Genomic DNA, 18,149 nt, shown 5'->3' with positions numbered 1-18,149 from the left:
AGATCGGTCGATCTGCGGTGGGTGGGTGGTGTGCGGTACCGGGCCGGATCGGACACGCCGAACGCATGGCACAAGGCACCAAAGATCTATGTTATCCGACGACGCCCCATCCGGCAACTTGGCCGGACGGGGCGTCGAGCGGATGGGCGGGTGTCAGCCGAGCAGGTCGGTGAACCGCTTCATGTCTTCCTGGTTCTGCAGGTCGAGGCGCTCTCCGTCGATCTCGACGGTCGGCGTGCCCTGGATGTCGTTGCTCTTCGCCTGTGCGGCGCCGAACTTGCGGTACGTCTCGTCCGTGATGCAGGACACGACGTCGTCGCCCGCGCCGACCTGCGTGGCGAACTCGGCGAGCTGTTCGTTCGTCAGGCCGGGGGTGTTCTCCGCCGGCTGGTTCTCGAACAGGACCTTGGCGTAGTCGAAGTACAGGTCGGAGTCCGACTCGGCGACGCAGAACGCCGCGCCGGCCGAACGGGAGGAGAACTCGGTGCCCTGCGAGAAGCGGTCGAGGATCGCGATGGGGTGCTGCTCGAGCGTGATCTCCCCGCTCTGGGCCTTCGCCTCGAGCGCCGCACCGAACTGGTCCTCGAAGGACTTGCAGACCGGGCACTGGAAGTCGAGGAAGACCGACACGGTCGTGTCTCCGTCGCCCATGGAGACGGAGCCGGCCTCGGCGTCGAAGTTGTCGCTGGCGGACGGGGTGGCGCCGGGAGACGTCGCCTGGTTGTTGAGGAACACCACGAGTCCGCCGAGGGCCACCAGGACCACGACGACGGCGATGGAGACGCCGATCGCGAACCAGTTGGTGTTGCTCTTCGCCGCTGCCATTACTTTCCGATCTCTCGAGGCTCGATCCCGAACGGGGCGAGTCCGGCTCTTCCACCATCGGGCGCGGTGAGCACCCAGATGCCCCCATCATGCAGGGCGACGCTATGTTCCCAATGTGAGCCGTCGGTGCCGTCGACCGTGGTGACCGTCCAGTCGTCGTCCTCCACGAACGTCGCCTCACCCCCGGCGGTGACCATCGGCTCGATGGCGAGCACGAGACCGGGCTTCACGTCCGCGCCGCGGTCCGGCGTCCGGTAGTTGAAGACGCTGGGCGCCTCGTGCATCTTCCGACCGATGCCGTGACCGACGTACTCGCGGAGGATGCCGTAGGGCTCGCCGCTCACGGCGGACGGCCCCTGCGCCTCGATGTAGTCCTGGATCGCGGCGCCGATCTCGTCGATCGAGGACGCCGAGGCCATCGCGGCGATCCCCGCCCACATCGACCCCTCCGTCACACGCGAGAGCTCCTCACGGCGGGCCACGAGCTCAGGGTGTTCGGGGTCCGGGACGACGACGGTGATCGCGCTGTCACCGTTCCAGCCCTCGAACTGGGCTCCGCAGTCGACCGAGACGATGTCGCCGGGCTGGAGGACCCGCTCCCCCGGGATGCCGTGCACGACCTGCTCGTTGACCGAGACGCAGATCGTGTGGTGATAGCCCTTGACGAGCTGGAAGTTCGACTCCGCACCCCGCTGCAGGATGGCGCGGTTCGCGGCGGCGTCGAGCTCGATCGTCTTCACCCCCGGCTTGATGAGGGCGCGGACGGCGTCCAGGGCCTCGGCGGTGATGAGGCCGGGTTCGACCATGGCTCGTAGCTGAGCCGGGGTCTTGTAGATCGAGCGGCGGAACATCTCAGGCGGCGGAGGCGGGGGAACGCAGCCCGCGAGCGGCCAGAGCGGCGGCGATGCGCTCCGTGATCTCCTCGAGCGAGCCCACACCGTCGATGCGGTCGACGATGCCCCGGCTGCTGTAGACCTCGATGATCGGCGCCGTCTCCTTCTCGTAGATGTCGAGTCGGTGCGCGATGGCCTCGTCGGTGTCGTCGGAACGCCCCTGCTCCGCGGCGCGAAGGGCGAGGCGGGCGATGCTCTCCTCCCGCGGGACGTCGAGGAGGATCACCGCGTCCAGCGCCTCGCCGCGTCCTTCGAGGAACGCATCGAGGTGCGCCACCTGCGCGGTGTTGCGGGGGTAGCCGTCGAGGAGGAAGCCGTTCTCCGCGTCCTCCTGGCTCAGCCGGTCGCGCACGATCTCGCTGGTCAGCTCGTCCGGCACCAGGTCGCCCTTGTCGAGGATCGCGGTGACCTGCTGGCCGAGCGGCGTCCCCTCCTTGATGTTCGCGCGGAAGATGTCGCCGGTCGAGACGACGGGGATGCCGTAGGACTCGGCGATGCGCACACCCTGGGTGCCCTTGCCGGAACCCTGGGGGCCGACGATGAGCAAACGGGCAGTGGGTCGGTGCCCTTCGACGGGCTCAGGGACCAGGTGGGGCACTGTCATCGGAGAAGTCCTTCGTAGTGTCGCTGCTGCAGCTGGGCGTCGATCTGCTTGACCGTCTCGAGACCCACGCCGACGATGATGAGGATCGACGCGCCACCGAACGGGAAGTTCTGGTTGGCACCGACCGTCGCGAGCGCGATGAGCGGGATCAGGGCGATCAGGCCCAGGTAGAGGGAACCGGGGAGCGTGATGCGGGTGAGCACGTAATCCAGGTACTCCGCGGTCGGACGGCCGGCCCGGATCCCGGGGATGAAGCCGCCGTACTTCTTCATGTTGTCGGCGACCTCGACCGGGTTGAACGTGATCGCGACGTAGAAGTAGGTGAACCCGATGATCAGCAGGAAGTATGCCGCCATGTAGATCGGGCTGTTGCCGGTGGTGAAGTTCGCGCTGACCCAGCTGACCCACGCGGGCGGGGTGGAGCCGTCCTGCGGGGTGTTGAACTGGGCGATGAGCGCGGGGATGTACAGCAGCGACGAGGCGAAGATGACGGGGATCACACCGGCCATGTTCACCTTGATCGGGATGTACGTGTTCGTGCCGCCGTAGGTGCGACGGCCCACCATGCGCTTCGCGTACTGCACGGGGATGCGCCGCTGCGACTGCTCGACGAACACCACGAGTCCCATCACGATGATGCCGACGAGCAGCACGAGGAGGAAGACCTCGAAGCCCCGGGTCTGCCAGATGATCGACATCGCGCCGGGGAACGTCGCGGCGATCGAGGTGAAGATCAGCAGCGACATGCCGTTGCCGATGCCGCGCTCGGTGACGAGTTCGGCGAACCACATGATCAGACCGGTACCGGCCGTCATCGCCATGATGATGAGCACCTGCGCCCACCAGACGTCGTTCGTGAGGAGCTGGGTGCACGCGCCGATGTCGGTCGTACCGAAGAGCTGGCCGGTGCGGGCCACGGTGACGAGCGTCGTGGACTGCAGGAGCGCGAGGGCAATCGTGAGGTACCGCGTGTACTGGGTCAGCTTGGCCTGCCCGGCCTGGCCTTCCTTGTGCAGCGCCTCGAAGTGCGGGATGACGACGCGCAGGAGCTGGGTGATGATCGTCGCGGTGATGTACGGCATGACGCCGAGCGCGAAGATCGACAGCTGCAGCAGCGCGCCTCCGGAGAAGAGGTTGACGAGTCCGAGCAGACCCTCGGTGCCGGCGTTGGCCGCGAGACACTGCTCGACGTTCGGGAAGTTGACGAACGGCGCGGGGACGTTCGAGCCGAGGCGGTAGATCGCGATGATCGCGAGAGTGAAACCGATCTTCCGACGCAGGTCGGGCGTGCGGAAGATCCGCGCGATGGCGCTAAACAAGAACGTTCCTCCTGAAAAGGTGGCCGAACCCCCGAGGGGCGGCTGAAACACCAGGGTAACCCACTCCGAGGCCGGGGGAATGCGTGCGGTCGGCTTCTCCCCCGCCGAACCAGAAGAGGGGCCGGAGAATCTCCGACCCCTCTTCCGCAGTGGTTACTTGACGGATCCGCCTGCAGCCACGATCTTCTGCTCGGCAGAACCCGAGACCTTGTCGACCGCGACGGTGAGCTTCACGGCGATGTCGCCGTTGCCGAGAACCTTGACCTTCTCGTTCTTGCGAACCGCACCCTTGGCGACCAGGTCGCTGACGGTGACGTCGCCACCCTGGGGGTAGAGCTCCGCGAGCTTCTCCAGGTTCACGACCTGGTACTCGACGCGGAACGGGTTCTTGAAGCCACGCAGCTTCGGCGTGCGCATGTGCAGCGGCATCTGGCCACCCTCGAAGCCGACGCGCACGGTGTTGCGGGCCTTGGTGCCCTTCGTGCCGCGACCGGCCGTCTTGCCCTTCGAGCCCTCACCGCGACCGACACGGGTCTTCGCGGTGTTGGACCCGGGGACGGGACGCAGGTGGTGGACCTTCAGCACACCGGGGCGGGACGCCGGGGCGTCCTTCTTCGGCGCAGCCTTCGCGGAGCCGTCAGCCTTGGCGTCGGCGGCACTGGTCTTGGCCGGTGCCTTCTTCGCGGCGGGCTTCTTGGCAGCGTCGGCCTTGGGAGCCGCCGCCTTCTTGGTGGCCTTCTCGGCCTCGACGGCCTCGTTCTTCTCAGCCATTAGTCGATCTCCTCAACCTTGACGAGGTGGGCGACGGTCTTGACGTAGCCGCGCGTCTGCGCGTCGTCGGGGCGGACGGTGGTGTCACCGATCCGCTTGAGACCGAGGCTGCGCAGCGTGTCGCGCTGGTTCTGCTTCTCGCTCACCTTGGACTTGATCTGCGTGACCTTGAGTCGCGCGGCCATCAGGCACCTACCTTCTGTGCGGCGATGGCCTCGGCCTCGGCGCGGACGAGCCGGGCCGGGGCGACCTGGTCGAACTCGAGACCACGGCGTGCGGCGACGGCGCGGGGCTCCTCGAGCTCCTTCAGGGCGGTGACCGTCGCGTGCACGATGTTGATCGTGTTCGACGAGCCGAGCGACTTGGACAGCACGTCGTGGATGCCGGCGCACTCGAGCACGGCGCGGACCGGACCACCGGCGATGACACCGGTACCGGCAGCGGCGGGGCGCAGGAGCACCACACCGGCGGCCGACTCACCCTGCACGGGGTGCGGGATGGTGCTGCCTACGCGCGGGACGCGGAAGAAGTTGCGCTTGGCCTCTTCGACACCCTTCGAGATCGCCAGGGGGACCTCACGGGCCTTGCCGTAGCCGACGCCCACCAGACCGTTGCCGTCACCGACGACCACGAGAGCGGTGAAGCTGAAGCGACGACCACCCTTCACGACCTTCGAGACGCGGTTGATGGTGACGACGCGCTCCAGGAACTGGTTGTCGCCGCGGTCGCGCGAGTTGCGGTCGCGGCCGCCCTGGTTGCGGTCACGTCCGCCGCGGCGGCCGTCCCGCTGGTCGCGAGAGGGCTCAGCCTGCGTGGTGCCGGCGGCCGTCTCGGAAGTGGCAGCAGCCGCTTCGGTCACTTCGTTCTCCTTGTTGTCACTCACAGTGCCAGACCCCCTTCACGGGCGCCGTCGGCGATGGCGGCGACACGACCCGCGTAGCGGTTGCCGCCACGGTCGAACACTGCCTCGGAAACGCCTGCGGCCTTCGCGCGCTCGGCGAGGAGCTCGCCGACCTTGCGAGCCTTGGCGGTCTTGTCGCCATCCAGCGAACGCAGGTCGGTCTCGAGCGTCGAGGCCGAGGCGACCGTGTGGCCCTTGCTGTCGTCGACGAGCTGCACGAAGACGTGACGCGCCGAACGGTTGACGACGAGGCGCGGACGCACCTCGGTGCCCACGATCTTCTTGCGAAGACGGGCGTGACGACGCGCGCGGGCGTCAGACTTTGACTTGAGAGCCATGGTTACTTACCACTCTTTCCGGCCTTGCGACGCACGTTCTCGCCGGCGTAGCGCACACCCTTGCCCTTGTACGGTTCGGGCTTGCGGATCTTGCGGATGTTCGCAGCCGCCTCACCGACGGCCTGCTTGTCGATCCCGCTGACGGTGAGCTTGTTCGTGCCCTCGACCGTGAGCGTGATGCCGGCGGGCGGGTCGATCAGGACCGGGTGCGAGAAGCCGAGGGCGAACTCGACCGAGTTCCCCTTCTGCTGCACGCGGTAACCGGTGCCGACGACCTCGAGACCCTTGGTGTAGCCCTGGGTCACGCCGATGATGTTGTTGTTGATGAGCGTGCGGGTCAGGCCGTGGAGAGACCGGGACTCGCGCTCGTCGTCGGGGCGGGTGACGAGAACCTGGTTCTCCTCGACCGACACCTCGATGGGGCTGGCCACCGTGAGGGTGAGCTCACCCTTGGGGCCCTTCACCGCGACCTCACGGCCGTCGACCGAAACGGTCACGCCCGCGGGAACGTCGATGGGAAGTCGTCCAATACGCGACATTTCGGATTACCACACGTAGGCGAGAACTTCTCCGCCCACGCCCTTCTGCTCAGCCTGGCGGTCCGTGAGGAGACCGGAGGAGGTGGACAGGATGGCCACGCCGAGGCCGCCGAGGACCGTGGGGATCTCGGTCGACTTCGCGTACACGCGCAGGCCGGGCTTCGACACGCGCTTGATGCCCGCGATCGAGCGCTCGCGGTTCGGACCGTACTTCAGCGTCAGCGTGAGGTTCTTGCCCACGCGAGCGTCGGAGGTCTCCCAACCGGCGATGTAGCCCTCCTGCTGGAGGATCTCTGCGATGTGCGTCTTGAGCTTGCTCGACGGCAGCGTCACGGTGTCGTGGTGCGCCGAGTTCGCGTTGCGCAGACGGGTCAGCATGTCTGCGACCGGGTCTGTCATTGTCATTGTTGTCTACTTTCGATCATGAGGTTCCGGCTGCCGTTACACGACAGACGGCCTGCGATGAGCACGCAATCTTCAATTGTACGTGCACATCGACGGGCTCAGTGACACGGAGACCACTGAGCCCGTCGAAGGGTCACGCCTGGGCGTCGTCCGCGCGGAACGGGAAGCCGAGGTGACGCAGCAGCGCGCGTCCCTCGTCGTCCGTCTTCGCCGAGGTCACGACGGTGATGTCGAAACCACGGACGCGGTCGATCTTGTCCTGATCGATCTCGTGGAACACGCTCTGCTCCTGGAGACCGAAGGTGTAGTTGCCGTTGCCGTCGAACTGCTTGCCCGACAGACCGCGGAAGTCGCGGATGCGGGGCAGCGCGAGCGACACCAGGCGGTCCACGAACTCCCACGCACGGTCGCCACGGAGGGTGACGTGCGCGCCGATGGCCTGGCCCTCACGCAGCTTGAACTGCGCGATGGACTTGCGGGCCTTGGTGACGATCGGCTTCTGGCCGGTGATCTTGGTGAGGTCGTCGACCGCCCCATCGATCACCTTGCTGTCGCGAGCAGCCTCGCCGACACCGGTGTTCACGACGACCTTGACCAGGCCGGGGATCTGCATGACGTTCTCGTAGCCGAACTCGTCCTGCAGAGCCTTCTTGATCTCGGCGTTGTACTTCGCCTTCAGGCGGGGCTGGATCTTGCCAGCCACCGCAGCGTCGGTCGTTGCCATCAGAGGTCCTTACCGCTCTTCTTCGCGAAGCGCACGCGGACGGTGCGCTTCACGCCGTCCTTGGTCTGCTCCTCGACCCGGTGGCCGACCTTGGTCGGCTTCTTGGTCGAGGGGTCGACGAGTGCGACGTTCGAGATGTGGATGGGCGCCTCGACGGTCTCGAGGCCACCCGTCTTGGTGCCACGCTGCGTCTGACCGACGCGCGTGTGCTTGGTGACGTAGTTGACGCCTTCGACGACGACACGGTTCTGCCCGACGAGGACGTCGAGGACCTTGCCCTGCTTGCCGCGGTCGCCACCACGCTCGGGCTTGGCGCCCGAGATGACCTGAACCAGGTCGCCCTTCTTGATCTTCGCCATGATCAGATGACCTCCGGTGCCAGCGAGACGATCTTCATGAACTTCTTGTCGCGAAGCTCACGGCCGACCGGCCCGAAGATACGGGTGCCGCGGGGCTCCCCGTCGTTCTTCAGGATGACGGCGGCGTTCTCGTCGAACTTGATGTAGGAGCCGTCGGGACGACGGGTCTCCTTCTTGGTGCGGACGATGACCGCCTTGACGACGTCGCCCTTCTTGACGTTGCCACCGGGGATCGCGTCCTTGACGGTCGCGACGATGGTGTCGCCCAGACCGGCGTAGCGGCGGCGCGAGCCACCGAGGACGCGGATCGTGAGCAGCTCCTTGGCGCCGGTGTTGTCGGCGACCTTGAGGCGGGACTCCTGCTGAATCACTTGGCCTTCTCCAGAATCTCCACCAGACGCCAGCGCTTGGTGGCGCTCAGCGGGCGGGTCTCGTTGATCAGGACCAGGTCGCCGATGCCGGCGGAGTTCGCCTCATCGTGCGCCTTGACCTTCGACGTCCGGCGGATGACCTTGCCGTAAAGCGGGTGCTTCACGCGGTCCTCGACCTCGACGACGATCGTCTTGTCCATCTTGTCGCTGACGACATAGCCACGGCGGGCCTTGCGGTAGCCGCGGGCAGCGGAGTCGCGGACGTCGTGCTCGGACGACTCGTGTCCTGCGGCCTGCGTCTCCACAGTCGCTTCCTTCTTGGTGGCCATCACTCAGCCTCTTCCTTCGGGGCGTCCTCGGCGGCGTCCGCCTTCTTCGCCTTCGACTTGGTCGCCTTCTTCGCGGGAGCCTCGACCGGAGCGGGCGTCGCACGGATGCCCAGCTCGCGCTCGCGGATCACCGTGTAGAGGCGCGCGATGTCGCGCTTGACGGCGCGGATGCGGCCGTGGCTCTCCAGCTGGCCGGTGGCCGACTGGAAACGGAGGTTGAACAGCTCCTCCTTGGCCTTGCGCAGCTCCTCAACGAGGCGCTGGTCTTCGAACGTGTCGAGCTCTGCCGGAGCGAGCTCCTTGGTGCCGATCGCCATTACGCGTCGCCCTCCTCGCGCTTGATGATGCGTGCCTTGAGCGGCAGCTTGTGGATTGCACGGGTCAGTGCCTCGCGAGCGAGCTGCTCGTCGACACCCGCGACCTCGAAGAGGACGCGGCCCGGCTTGACGTTGGCGACCCACCACTCGGGGGAACCCTTACCGGAACCCATGCGGGTCTCGGCCGGCTTCTTCGTGAGCGGACGGTCCGGGTAGATGTTGATCCACACCTTGCCGCCACGCTTGATGTGACGGGTCATCGCGATACGAGCGGACTCGATCTGACGGTTCGTCACGTACGCGGGGGTGAGGGCCTGGATACCGTACTCGCCGAAGGAGACCTTCGTGCCGCCGGTGGCCTGACCCGAGCGCCCCGGGTGGTGCTGCTTGCGGTACTTGACCTTACGGGGGATGAGCATTATGCCGACGCTCCTTCTGCAACAGGTGCCTCGTTGCGCGGGGCACGGCGGCGGTCACCACGGTCGTCACGGCGCGACTTCGGCGCGTTGGCCTGCTCGCGCGCGAGCTCCTTGGCGGTGAGGTCGCCCTTGTAGATCCACACCTTCACGCCGATGCGGCCGAAGGTGGTCTTGGCCTCGTAGAAGCCGTAGTCGATGTTCGCGCGCAGCGTGTGCAGCGGCACACGACCCTCGCGGTAGAACTCCGACCGGCTCATCTCCGCGCCGCCGAGACGGCCCGAGACCTGGATGCGGATGCCCTTGGCGCCGGCGCGCTGCGCGCCCTGCAGACCCTTGCGCATCGCGCGGCGGAACGCCACACGAGCCGAGAGCTGCTCGGCGATGCCCTGGGCGACCAGCTGAGCGTCGGCCTCGGGGTTCTTGACCTCGAGGATGTTCAGCTGGATCTGCTTGCCCGTGAGCTTCTCGAGGTCGCCGCGGATGCGCTCGGCCTCTGCACCACGACGACCGATCACGATGCCCGGACGGGCGGTGTGGATGTCGACGCGGACGCGGTCACGGGTGCGCTCGATCTCGATGTTCGAGACGCCGGCACGGTCGAGCTGCGTCTGCAGCAGGCGACGGATCTTGATGTCCTCGGCCACGTAGTCGGCGTAACGCTGACCCGGCTTCGTCGAGTCGGAGAACCAGCGCGACACGTGGTCCGTGGTGATGCCGAGGCGGAAGCCGTACGGGTTGACCTTCTGTCCCATTACTTGCTCGCCTTCTTGTTGCTGTCGCCGGCCGCGGCAGGAGCCGCCTCCGGCGTCGAGAGCACGACCGTGATGTGGCTCGTGCGCTTCTTGATCTGGAAAGCGCGACCCTGTGCACGGGGCTGGAAACGCTTGAGCGTCGTGCCCTCGTCGACGTAGGCGTTAGCCACGTACAGGTCCTGCTCGTCGAGGTACTCGCCGTCACGATCCGCCTTGACCTGCGCGTTGGCCATGGCCGACGCGACAAGCTTGTAGATCGGCTCACTGGCGGACTGCTGAGCGAACTTCAGGATCGCCAGAGCCTCCTGGGCCTGCTTGCCCTTGATGAGCGCGACGACACGACGAGCCTTCTGAGGGGTCACGCGGATGTGTCGCACGCGTGCGATGGACTCCACCATTTCTCTCTCCTCTATCGCCACCGCGTCAGCGGCGGCGGCCCTTCTTGTCGTCCTTCTCGTGGCCGCGGAAGGTGCGGGTGGGCGCGAACTCGCCCAGCTTGTGACCGACCATGGTCTCGGAGACAAACACGGGGATGTGCTTGCGACCGTCGTGGACCGCGATCGTGTGACCCAGCATGGCCGGGATGATCATGGACCGGCGGGACCAGGTCTTGATGACGTTCTTCGTGCCGGCTTCGTTCTGCACGACCACCTTGCGAAGCAGGTGCTCGTCGACGAAGGGGCCCTTCTTGAGACTGCGAGGCATCTTCTCTTACTCCTACTTGCGCTTCTTGCCGGCGTTGCGACGACGCACGATGTACTTGTCGCTTTCCTTGTTGGCGTGGCGGGTGCGGCCCTCGGCCTGACCCCACGGGGAGACGGGGTGACGTCCACCGGACGTCTTGCCCTCACCACCACCGTGCGGGTGGTCGACCGGGTTCATCGCGACACCGCGGACGGTCGGGCGGACGCCCTTCCAGCGCATGCGGCCGGCCTTGCCCCAGTTGATGTTCGACTGCTCGGCGTTGCCGACCTCGCCGATGGTCGCGCGGCAGCGCGCATCGACGTTGCGGATCTCACCGGAGGGCAGACGCAGCTGGGCGTAGGGGCCGTCCTTGGCGACGAGGCGGACCGATGCACCCGCCGAGCGCGCCATCTTCGCGCCGCCGCCGGGGCGGAGCTCGATGGCGTGGATGACGGTACCCGTGGGGATGTTCTTCAGCGGGAGGTTGTTTCCCGGCTTGATGTCCGCCGCGGGGCCCGACTCGACGATGTCGCCCTGCTTCAGCTTCGCCGGCGCGAGGATGTAGCGCTTCTCGCCGTCGAAGTAGTGCAGCAGCGCGATGCGCGCGGTGCGGTTGGGGTCGTACTCGATGTGAGCGACCTTGGCGTTCACGCCGTCCTTGTCATTGCGACGGAAGTCGATGACGCGGTACTGGCGCTTGTGGCCACCACCGATGTGACGGGTCGTGATGCGGCCCTGGTTGTTGCGACCACCGGTCTTCGAGATCGGGCGCAGCAGCGACTTCTCCGGCGTCGATCGGGTGATCTCGGCGAAGTCAGCCACCGACGAGCCGCGACGGCCCGGGGTCGTGGGCTTGTACTTGCGAATAGCCATGATTGTCCTTTATCCCCCGGATCAGCCGATTGCCGTGAAGATGTCGATGGTGCCCGACTTCAGGCTCACGATGGCGCGCTTGGTGTCCTTGCGCTTACCGGTGCCGAAGCGGGTGCGACGGGCCTTGCCGACGCGGTTGATCGTGTTGACGGACGCGACCTTGACGCCGAAGATCTTCTCGATGGCGAGCTTGATCTCGGTCTTCGAAGCGCGCGGGTCGACGAGGAAGGTGTACTTGCCCTCGTCGATCAGGCCGTAGCTCTTCTCGGACACGACCGGCTTCAGGATGATGTCGCGCGGGTCCTTGTTCAGGGCCGTCTGGAGAACAGATGCCTGCTCGCTCATGCGGAGACCTCCTGGTTGGCGCCGGACTTGGAGGCGATGAAGCCCTCGAGCGCGGCCTGGGTGAAGACGATGTCGTCGGAGACGAGCACGTCGTAGGCGTTGAGCTGGTCGTACGACAGCAGGTGCACGTTGCCGAGGTTGCGCAGGCTCTTGAGCGCGAGCTCGTCGCCGCGCTCGATGACCACGAGGACGTTCTTCGACGTGGCGACCTGGGCGAGGAAGCCCGCAGCAGCCTTGGTCGACGGCGCGCCGTCGGTGCCGAACGTGTCGATCGCGTGCAGGCGGTCGCCGCGGAAGCGGTCGCTGAGCGCGCCCAGCAGGGCGGCCGCGATCATCTTCTTGGGGGTGCGCTGCGAGTAGTCGCGCGGCTTCGGGCCGTGCACGATGCCACCGCCGGTCATGTGCGGCGCGCGGATCGAGCCCTGACGGGCGTTACCCGTGCCCTTCTGCTTGAAGGGCTTGCGGCCGGCACCGGAGACCTCACCACGACGCTTGGTCGAGTGCGTGCCCTGGCGAGCCGCCGCGAGCTGCGCGACGACGACCTGGTGGATGAGCGGGATGTTCGTCTTGACGTCGAACAGAGCGGCGGGAAGCTCGACGGAGCCTGCCTTCTTGCCGTCTGCCTTGAGGACGTCGAGCGCGAGAGTGGAGTCAGCCATGATCAGGCACCCTTCACTGCGTTGCGGACGTAGACGATGCGGCCGCGAGCACCGGGGACGGCGCCCTTGACGAGCATGAGTCCCTTCTCGATGTCGATGGCGTGCACCGTGAGGTTGAGGACGGTCACGCGCTCGCCACCCATACGGCCGGCCATGCGCATGCCCTTGAAGACGCGGCTCGGGGTCGACGATGCGCCGATGGAGCCGGGCTTGCGGTGGTTGCGGTGTGCACCGTGCGATGCCGAGACGCCCTTGAAGTTGTGGCGCTTCATGACACCGGCGGTGCCCTTGCCCTTGCTCGTGCCGACGACGTCGACGAGCTGGCCGGCCTCGAACGTGCCGTCCACCGTGAGCTCCTGGCCCAGGGTGTAGTCGGCGGCGTCGGCCGTGCGGACCTCGGTCACGTGGCGACGCGGCGTGACGCCGGCAGCCTCGAAGTGAGCCGAGAGGGGCTTGTTCACCTTGCGGGGGTCGATCTGGCCGTACGCGATCTGCACGGCGTTGTAGCCGTCCTTCTCGGGGGTACGGATCTGGGTGACCACGTTCGGGGCGAGCTCGATGACGGTGACGGGAACGAGCTTGCCGTTCTCGTTCCAGACCTGGGTCATGCCGAGCTTGGTGCCGAGCATGCCCTTGGAAACCTTGGAGTTGATGTCAACCATGGCGGACCTCAGAGCTTGATCTCGATGTTGACGTCAGCCGGCAGGTCGAGACGCATCAGCGAGTCGACGGCCTTGGGCGTCGGGTCGACGATGTCGATCAGACGCTTGTGGGTGCGCATCTCGAAGTGCTCGCGGCTGTCCTTGTACTTGTGGGGCGACCGGATGACGCACACGACGTTCTTCTCGGTCGGAAGGGGCACGGGGCCGACGACGGTCGCGCCCGCACGGGTCACGGTGTCGACGATCTTGCGTGCGGACGTGTCGATGACCTCGTGGTCATACGACTTCAGGCGAATGCGGATCTTCTGTCCCGCCATTGTCTGCTCTCTCTCTTTCAGCGTCTTACCGTCCTGGACCGGGTGGCCCTGGGGCATTGGACGCACGTCGGCGCTGTTCGCGCCTCGGCACTCGTCTTCTCGGACTCCTCGACCTCGCGGCCCGGGAGCCTGTCGAAGAGGCTGCACCACTGTTCTGCTGTCAGCCGCCCACCCGAAGGTGAACGGATGTCCGACCCCCGCCGCGCACGGCAGTGCCCTCGATGATGAAGGTGTCGGGATTGTGTTCTGCTACCCGCGGCCTAGAACCCTGCAGCCTCCCGGAGGAGGCGCCGTCTATGCACTGCCCTGGCAGTGATCCGGCGCACGCACAGCGGCGACGGAATATCGAACCTGTCTATTCTGCCACGGCGGATTTCACTTCTGCAAACCCGGGCGTGTCGCGCTCACCGGACTCCCAGCGAACCTCGTCGCCGCGGGAGCTCAGCGCGCAGAGGAGCGCGGGGCGAGGCATCCCCATGCCTCGCCCCGCTTGGGGAGGGCGTCCGGTGCGAGGGGGCACACCGAACGCGAGGAATCCGGCGTGAAGGGACGCCGGACGCCTCGACCGAGGGCACGGCGGAAGACCCGCCGCGCAGGCGGGGAGACGCTCAGGCGCACGGAGTGCGCGCGTCGCACGATGATCCCCAAGATCGCTTTCCCCAGTGTGAACGCGGATGACCCGCGTGATTCGGGAGCCGAACCCCTTCGGCGCCCCGACCGCAAGATCCCCAGGCGGTCGAGACGATCCTACTCGATCCCTCGGAGAATCCGCCACGTCCGAGGGCGCCGCGCTTATCCCCGACGCGGAAGAGCGGCGGTCCCGGGTGCGGGGACCGCCGCTCTTCGCGGAGACGTCCGGCTCTACTCGTTGCCGATGCTCTTGTCAGCGCTCTCGCGGATCTCGTCGATCTTGTCGGCGGCGCCGGGTGCGATCTTCTTCGCGAAGTCGGCGACGCCGTCGAGGACCTTGTCGCTGATGTCCTCGGCCTGCTCGCTCTTGACCGCTTCGGCGAGCTTGTCCTTGTTCTGCTCGTACAGGTCCTTGCCCTTGTTGACGGCGTCCTCGATACCCATGTGAATCCCCTTCGAAGGTGTGTGCGTCCGGCGATCCCGCCGGACCACCTCATTGTGCAGGGCAGAGCCGAGCGACGGAACCCTCGATGCGGAAAACGACAGAGGGGCCGAGCCCGAAGGCTCGACCCCTCTGCGAGGAAGCGGATGCTTACTTGATGATCTTCGTCACCGTACCGGCGCCGACCGTACGACCACCCTCACGGATGGCGAAGCCGAGGCCCTCCTCCATGGCGATCGGCTGGATCAGCTCGACCGTCATGTCGGTGGTGTCGCCGGGCATGACCATCTCGGTGCCCTCGGGCAGCGAGATGACGCCGGTGACGTCCGTGGTGCGGAAGTAGAACTGCGGACGGTAGTTCGTGTAGAAGGGGTTGTGGCGGCCACCCTCGTCCTTGGACAGGATGTAGGCCGTGCCCTCGAAGTTGGTGTGCGGCGTGACCGAACCCGGCTTCACGATGACCTGACCGCGCTCCACGTCCTCGCGCTTGGTGCCGCGGAGGAGCAGACCACAGTTCTCGCCGGCCCATGCCTCGTCGAGCTGCTTGTGGAACATCTCGATACCGGTGACGGTCGTCTTCTGCGTCGGGCGCAGACCCACGATCTCGACCTCGGAGTTGATGGCCAGGGTGCCACGCTCGGCGCGACCCGTGACGACGGTGCCACGACCGGTGATCGTGAAGACGTCCTCGACGGGCATGAGGAACGGCTTGTCGCGGTCACGCTCCGGGTCCGGAACGCTGTCGTCGACAGCCTGCATGAGCTCGAGGATCGCGTCGACCCACTTCTCGTCGCCCTCGAGGGCCTTGAGAGCGGAGACACGGACGACGGGAGCGTTGTCGCCGTCGAAGCCCTGGCTCGAGAGCAGCTCGCGGACCTCGAGCTCGACGAGCTCCAGGATCTCCTCGTCGTCGACCGCGTCGGACTTGTTCAGCGCGACGAGCAGGTAGGGGACGCCGACCTGCTTGGCGAGCAGAACGTGCTCGCGCGTCTGCGCCATCGGGCCGTCGGTGGCCGCGACGACGAGGATCGCGCCGTCCATCTGCGCCGCACCCGTGATCATGTTCTTGACGTAGTCGGCGTGGCCGGGGGCGTCAACGTGTGCGTAGTGGCGCTTCGGGGTCTCGTACTCGATGTGCGAGATGTTGATCGTGATACCGCGCTGGCGCTCTTCCGGCGCCGAGTCGATGGAAGCGAAGTCGCGCTGCACGTTCGTGTCGGACGGGTACTTGTCGGCAAGCACCTTCGAGATCGCTGCGGAGAGCGTGGTCTTGCCGTGGTCGACGTGACCGATCGTTCCGATGTTGACGTGCGGCTTGGTCCGCTCGAACTTGGCCTTAGCCACTGGGTCCTCCTCAGGACGTCGTTGTAGAGGTGCCGGGCACTGGTTTGCGACCGGTTCTCTACGGGTTAGGTTCTCAGTTTAGTAGAGAGGGAATGTGAAGTTGTAGGTGACCTGGGAACCCCGGGTGCGTCGACAGGCTCAGCGACCCAGGGCTCCCAGAAGAATTACTCGCCCTTGGCCTTCTGGACGATCTCGTCGGCCACCGCGCGCGGGACCTCGGCGTAGCTGTCGAACTCCATGGAGTAGACGGCACGGCCCGAGGTCTTCGAGCGCAGGTCGCCGATGTAGCCGAACATCTCGGACAGCGGCACCGCGGCGCGCACGACCTTGACGCCGGCGGCGTCCTCCATCGACTGGATCTGGCCACGACGCGAGTTCAGGTCGCCGATGACGTCGCCCATGTACTCCTCCGGAGTACGGACCTCGACGGCCATCAGCGGCTCGAGCAGCACGGGGTTGGCACGGCGAGCGGCCTCCTTGAAGCCCATGGAGCCCGCGATCTTGAACGCCATCTCCGAGGAGTCGACGTCGTGCGCCGCACCGTCGACGATGGTCGCCTTGACGCCCACCATCGGGTAGCCCGCGAGGACACCGACGTTCATGGCGTCCTGGAAACCGGCGTCGATCGAGCCGATGTACTCGCGCGGGATACGGCCACCGGTGACCGCGTTCACGAACTCGTACGTCTTCTCGCCGTCGAGCTCGAGCGGCTCGATGTTGAACTGGATCTTGGCGAACTGGCCCGATCCACCGGTCTGCTTCTTGTGCGTGTAGTCGTGCTTCTCGACGGCCTTGCGGATCGTCTCGCGGTACGCGACCTGCGGCTTGCCGACGTTCGCCTCGACGCGGAACTCGCGCTTCATGCGGTCCACGAGGATGTCGAGGTGCAGCTCGCCCATGCCCTTGATGGTCGTCTGACCGGTCTCGGGGTTGAGCTCCGTGCGGAAGGTCGGGTCCTCCTCAGCGAGCTTCTGGATCGCGAGACCCAGCTTCTCCTGGTCGGCCTTGGTCTTCGGCTCGATGGCGACCTCGATCACCGGCTCCGGGAACGTCATCGACTCGAGGACGACCGGCTGCGCGATGTCGGCGAGGGTGTCACCGGTGGTGGTGTCCTTCAGGCCGATGACGGCGTAGATGTTGCCGGCGGTCAGCTTGTCGACCGGGTTCTCCTTGTTGGCGTGCATCTGGAAGATCTTCCCGATGCGCTCCTTCTTGCCCTTGGTCGAGTTGATGACCTGGGCACCCGACTCGAGCTCGCCCGAGTAGACGCGCACGTACGTCAGACGACCGAAGAACGGGTGCACGGCGACCTTGAAGGCCAGGGCCGCGAACGGGTCCTTCGCGTCGGGGTGACGCTCGATGATCTTCTCCTCGTCCTTCGGGTCGTGCGCCTCGATGGCGGGCACGTCCAGCGGGGACGGGAGGTAGTCGACGACGGCGTCCAGCATCGGCTGCACACCGCGGTTCTTGAAGGCGGAGCCGCAGAGGACCGGGTAGATCTCGCTGGCGACGACCATCTTGCGGATGGCGCCCTTGATCTCCGCGACGGTGAGCTCCTCGCCGCCGAAGAACTTCTCGAGAAGCTCCTCGTCGGTCTCGGCGACCGTCTCCAGCAGCTGCTGGCGGTAGTCCTCGGCCTTGTCCTTGAGGTCGGCCGGGATCTCCTGCACCTCGTAGGAGGCGCCCATGGTCACGTCACCCTTGGCGTCGCCGGGCCAGACCAGAGCACGCATCTCGACGAGGTCGATGACGCCGACGAAGTCGTTCTCGGCACCGATCGGGAGCTGCAGCACCAGCGGCTTCGCGCCGAGGCGGTTGATGATCGTGTCGACCGTGAAGTAGAAGTCCGCGCCGAGCTTGTCCATCTTGTTGACGAAGCAGATGCGGGGGACGTTGTACTTGTCGGCCTGACGCCACACGGTCTCGGACTGGGGCTCGACGCCCTCCTTGCCGTCGAACACGGCGACCGCGCCGTCGAGGACGCGGAGCGAGCGCTCCACCTCGACCGTGAAGTCCACGTGACCGGGGGTGTCGATGATGTTGATCTGGTTCTTGTTCCAGAAGCAGGTCACGGCGGCAGACGTGATCGTGATGCCGCGCTCCTTCTCCTGCTCCATCCAGTCGGTGGTCGACGCGCCGTCGTGCGTCTCGCCGAGCTTGTGGTTGACGCCCGTGTAGAACAGGATGCGCTCGGTCGTCGTGGTCTTGCCGGCATCGATGTGCGCCATGATGCCGATGTTGCGGACCTTGCTCAGGTCCGTGAGCACGTCTTGTGCCACAGGAGTGTCCTTATCTATTGGAGCAGCAGGTGTACTGCGAAGAGGGGG

Annotated in this window: 27 protein-coding genes; all 27 read right to left on the bottom strand. The window is 66.3% G+C overall.

Annotated elements, in window-relative coordinates:
- Positions 1-153: 153 nt before the first annotated feature.
- The 27 genes from AB1285_RS02385 to fusA all read right to left on the bottom strand — a co-directional run bounded on the left by AB1285_RS02385 (position 154) and on the right by fusA (position 18,101).
- Positions 154-825, bottom strand: a complete 672-nt coding sequence (locus AB1285_RS02385) for a DsbA family protein (protein WP_187662243.1) — start codon at positions 823-825, stop codon at positions 154-156.
- Entirely contained in the window at positions 825-1,676 is an 852-nt protein-coding gene (gene map / locus AB1285_RS02380) for a type I methionyl aminopeptidase (RefSeq protein ID WP_370429056.1), read from the bottom strand. Before map ends, AB1285_RS02385 begins: the two co-directional genes overlap by 1 nt.
- 1 nt (position 1,677) lies before the next feature.
- Positions 1,678-2,322 (bottom strand): adenylate kinase, encoded by a 645-nt coding sequence (locus AB1285_RS02375; RefSeq protein WP_187662245.1) that lies wholly within the window; start codon positions 2,320-2,322, stop codon positions 1,678-1,680.
- The gene (secY, locus tag AB1285_RS02370) at positions 2,319-3,641 is read right to left on the bottom strand and encodes a preprotein translocase subunit SecY (RefSeq protein WP_187662246.1); all 1,323 of its coding nucleotides are present in this window, start codon (positions 3,639-3,641) and stop codon (positions 2,319-2,321) included. Before secY ends, AB1285_RS02375 begins: the two co-directional genes overlap by 4 nt.
- A 153-nt stretch (positions 3,642-3,794) precedes the next feature.
- Positions 3,795-4,412 carry a 50S ribosomal protein L15 gene (gene rplO / locus AB1285_RS02365; protein ID WP_259954467.1) on the bottom strand — a complete coding sequence of 206 codons (618 nt, stop codon included), beginning with the start codon at positions 4,410-4,412 and terminating at the stop codon, positions 3,795-3,797.
- Entirely contained in the window at positions 4,412-4,597 is a 186-nt protein-coding gene (rpmD, locus tag AB1285_RS02360; protein WP_017201575.1) for a 50S ribosomal protein L30, read from the bottom strand. Before rpmD ends, rplO begins: the two co-directional genes overlap by 1 nt.
- On the bottom strand, positions 4,597-5,271 hold the full coding sequence (gene rpsE / locus AB1285_RS02355; protein ID WP_269474805.1) for a 30S ribosomal protein S5: 675 nt from the start codon (positions 5,269-5,271) through the stop codon (positions 4,597-4,599). The genes rpmD and rpsE overlap by 1 nt, the downstream gene beginning before the upstream one ends.
- A 20-nt stretch (positions 5,272-5,291) precedes the next feature.
- Complete coding sequence (rplR, locus tag AB1285_RS02350; RefSeq protein ID WP_187662248.1) at positions 5,292-5,651, bottom strand: 50S ribosomal protein L18; 360 nt, start codon at positions 5,649-5,651, stop codon at positions 5,292-5,294.
- Between the two features lie 2 nt (positions 5,652-5,653).
- Positions 5,654-6,190 (bottom strand): 50S ribosomal protein L6, encoded by a 537-nt coding sequence (rplF, locus tag AB1285_RS02345; RefSeq protein WP_187662249.1) that lies wholly within the window; start codon positions 6,188-6,190, stop codon positions 5,654-5,656.
- 6 nt (positions 6,191-6,196) lie between these two features.
- Positions 6,197-6,595 carry a 30S ribosomal protein S8 gene (gene rpsH, locus AB1285_RS02340; RefSeq protein WP_025102396.1) on the bottom strand — a complete coding sequence of 133 codons (399 nt, stop codon included), beginning with the start codon at positions 6,593-6,595 and terminating at the stop codon, positions 6,197-6,199.
- Positions 6,596-6,728: 133 nt separating this feature from the next.
- Positions 6,729-7,319 (bottom strand): 50S ribosomal protein L5, encoded by a 591-nt coding sequence (gene rplE / locus AB1285_RS02335; protein WP_187662250.1) that lies wholly within the window; start codon positions 7,317-7,319, stop codon positions 6,729-6,731.
- Positions 7,319-7,678, bottom strand: coding sequence for a 50S ribosomal protein L24 (gene rplX / locus AB1285_RS02330; protein WP_187662251.1), 360 nt, complete (start codon positions 7,676-7,678; stop codon positions 7,319-7,321). Before rplX ends, rplE begins: the two co-directional genes overlap by 1 nt.
- 2 nt (positions 7,679-7,680) lie before the next feature.
- The gene (gene rplN / locus AB1285_RS02325; protein WP_025102399.1) at positions 7,681-8,049 is read right to left on the bottom strand and encodes a 50S ribosomal protein L14; all 369 of its coding nucleotides are present in this window, start codon (positions 8,047-8,049) and stop codon (positions 7,681-7,683) included.
- On the bottom strand, positions 8,046-8,378 hold the full coding sequence (rpsQ, locus tag AB1285_RS02320) for a 30S ribosomal protein S17 (protein WP_021201120.1): 333 nt from the start codon (positions 8,376-8,378) through the stop codon (positions 8,046-8,048). The genes rplN and rpsQ overlap by 4 nt, the downstream gene beginning before the upstream one ends.
- A complete protein-coding gene (gene rpmC / locus AB1285_RS02315; protein WP_025102401.1) occupies positions 8,378-8,695 on the bottom strand; it encodes a 50S ribosomal protein L29 in 318 nt (105 codons plus the stop codon). Before rpmC ends, rpsQ begins: the two co-directional genes overlap by 1 nt.
- Positions 8,695-9,114, bottom strand: coding sequence for a 50S ribosomal protein L16 (rplP, locus tag AB1285_RS02310; RefSeq protein ID WP_187662252.1), 420 nt, complete (start codon positions 9,112-9,114; stop codon positions 8,695-8,697). The genes rpmC and rplP overlap by 1 nt, the downstream gene beginning before the upstream one ends.
- Positions 9,114-9,866, bottom strand: a complete 753-nt coding sequence (gene rpsC, locus AB1285_RS02305; RefSeq protein WP_025102403.1) for a 30S ribosomal protein S3 — start codon at positions 9,864-9,866, stop codon at positions 9,114-9,116. The genes rplP and rpsC overlap by 1 nt, the downstream gene beginning before the upstream one ends.
- Positions 9,866-10,264 (bottom strand): 50S ribosomal protein L22, encoded by a 399-nt coding sequence (gene rplV / locus AB1285_RS02300; RefSeq protein WP_060927232.1) that lies wholly within the window; start codon positions 10,262-10,264, stop codon positions 9,866-9,868. The genes rpsC and rplV overlap by 1 nt, the downstream gene beginning before the upstream one ends.
- A gap of 25 nt (positions 10,265-10,289) precedes the next feature.
- Positions 10,290-10,571 (bottom strand): 30S ribosomal protein S19, encoded by a 282-nt coding sequence (rpsS, locus tag AB1285_RS02295; protein WP_017201589.1) that lies wholly within the window; start codon positions 10,569-10,571, stop codon positions 10,290-10,292.
- Positions 10,572-10,583: 12 nt separating this feature from the next.
- Positions 10,584-11,423, bottom strand: a complete 840-nt coding sequence (rplB, locus tag AB1285_RS02290; RefSeq protein ID WP_025102405.1) for a 50S ribosomal protein L2 — start codon at positions 11,421-11,423, stop codon at positions 10,584-10,586.
- Positions 11,424-11,444: 21 nt separating this feature from the next.
- Positions 11,445-11,768, bottom strand: coding sequence for a 50S ribosomal protein L23 (gene rplW, locus AB1285_RS02285; RefSeq protein WP_025102406.1), 324 nt, complete (start codon positions 11,766-11,768; stop codon positions 11,445-11,447).
- Entirely contained in the window at positions 11,765-12,427 is a 663-nt protein-coding gene (gene rplD, locus AB1285_RS02280) for a 50S ribosomal protein L4 (protein WP_187662253.1), read from the bottom strand. The genes rplW and rplD overlap by 4 nt, the downstream gene beginning before the upstream one ends.
- A 2-nt stretch (positions 12,428-12,429) precedes the next feature.
- Positions 12,430-13,089, bottom strand: coding sequence for a 50S ribosomal protein L3 (rplC, locus tag AB1285_RS02275; protein WP_025102408.1), 660 nt, complete (start codon positions 13,087-13,089; stop codon positions 12,430-12,432).
- Positions 13,090-13,097: 8 nt separating this feature from the next.
- Positions 13,098-13,406 carry a 30S ribosomal protein S10 gene (gene rpsJ, locus AB1285_RS02270; RefSeq protein ID WP_017201594.1) on the bottom strand — a complete coding sequence of 103 codons (309 nt, stop codon included), beginning with the start codon at positions 13,404-13,406 and terminating at the stop codon, positions 13,098-13,100.
- Between the two features lie 861 nt (positions 13,407-14,267).
- Positions 14,268-14,480 carry a hypothetical protein gene (locus tag AB1285_RS02265; protein WP_062632875.1) on the bottom strand — a complete coding sequence of 71 codons (213 nt, stop codon included), beginning with the start codon at positions 14,478-14,480 and terminating at the stop codon, positions 14,268-14,270.
- A gap of 148 nt (positions 14,481-14,628) precedes the next feature.
- Positions 14,629-15,822, bottom strand: coding sequence for an elongation factor Tu (gene tuf / locus AB1285_RS02260; protein WP_025102410.1), 1,194 nt, complete (start codon positions 15,820-15,822; stop codon positions 14,629-14,631).
- Between the two features lie 164 nt (positions 15,823-15,986).
- Complete coding sequence (fusA, locus tag AB1285_RS02255; protein WP_025102411.1) at positions 15,987-18,101, bottom strand: elongation factor G; 2,115 nt, start codon at positions 18,099-18,101, stop codon at positions 15,987-15,989.
- Positions 18,102-18,149: the final 48 nt, after the last annotated feature.

It is taken from the genome of Microbacterium sp. NRRL B-14842, assembly GCF_050470785.1.
Note: the sequence above shows the minus strand (reverse complement) of the source record. Positions and strands in the feature narration are given on the sequence as shown.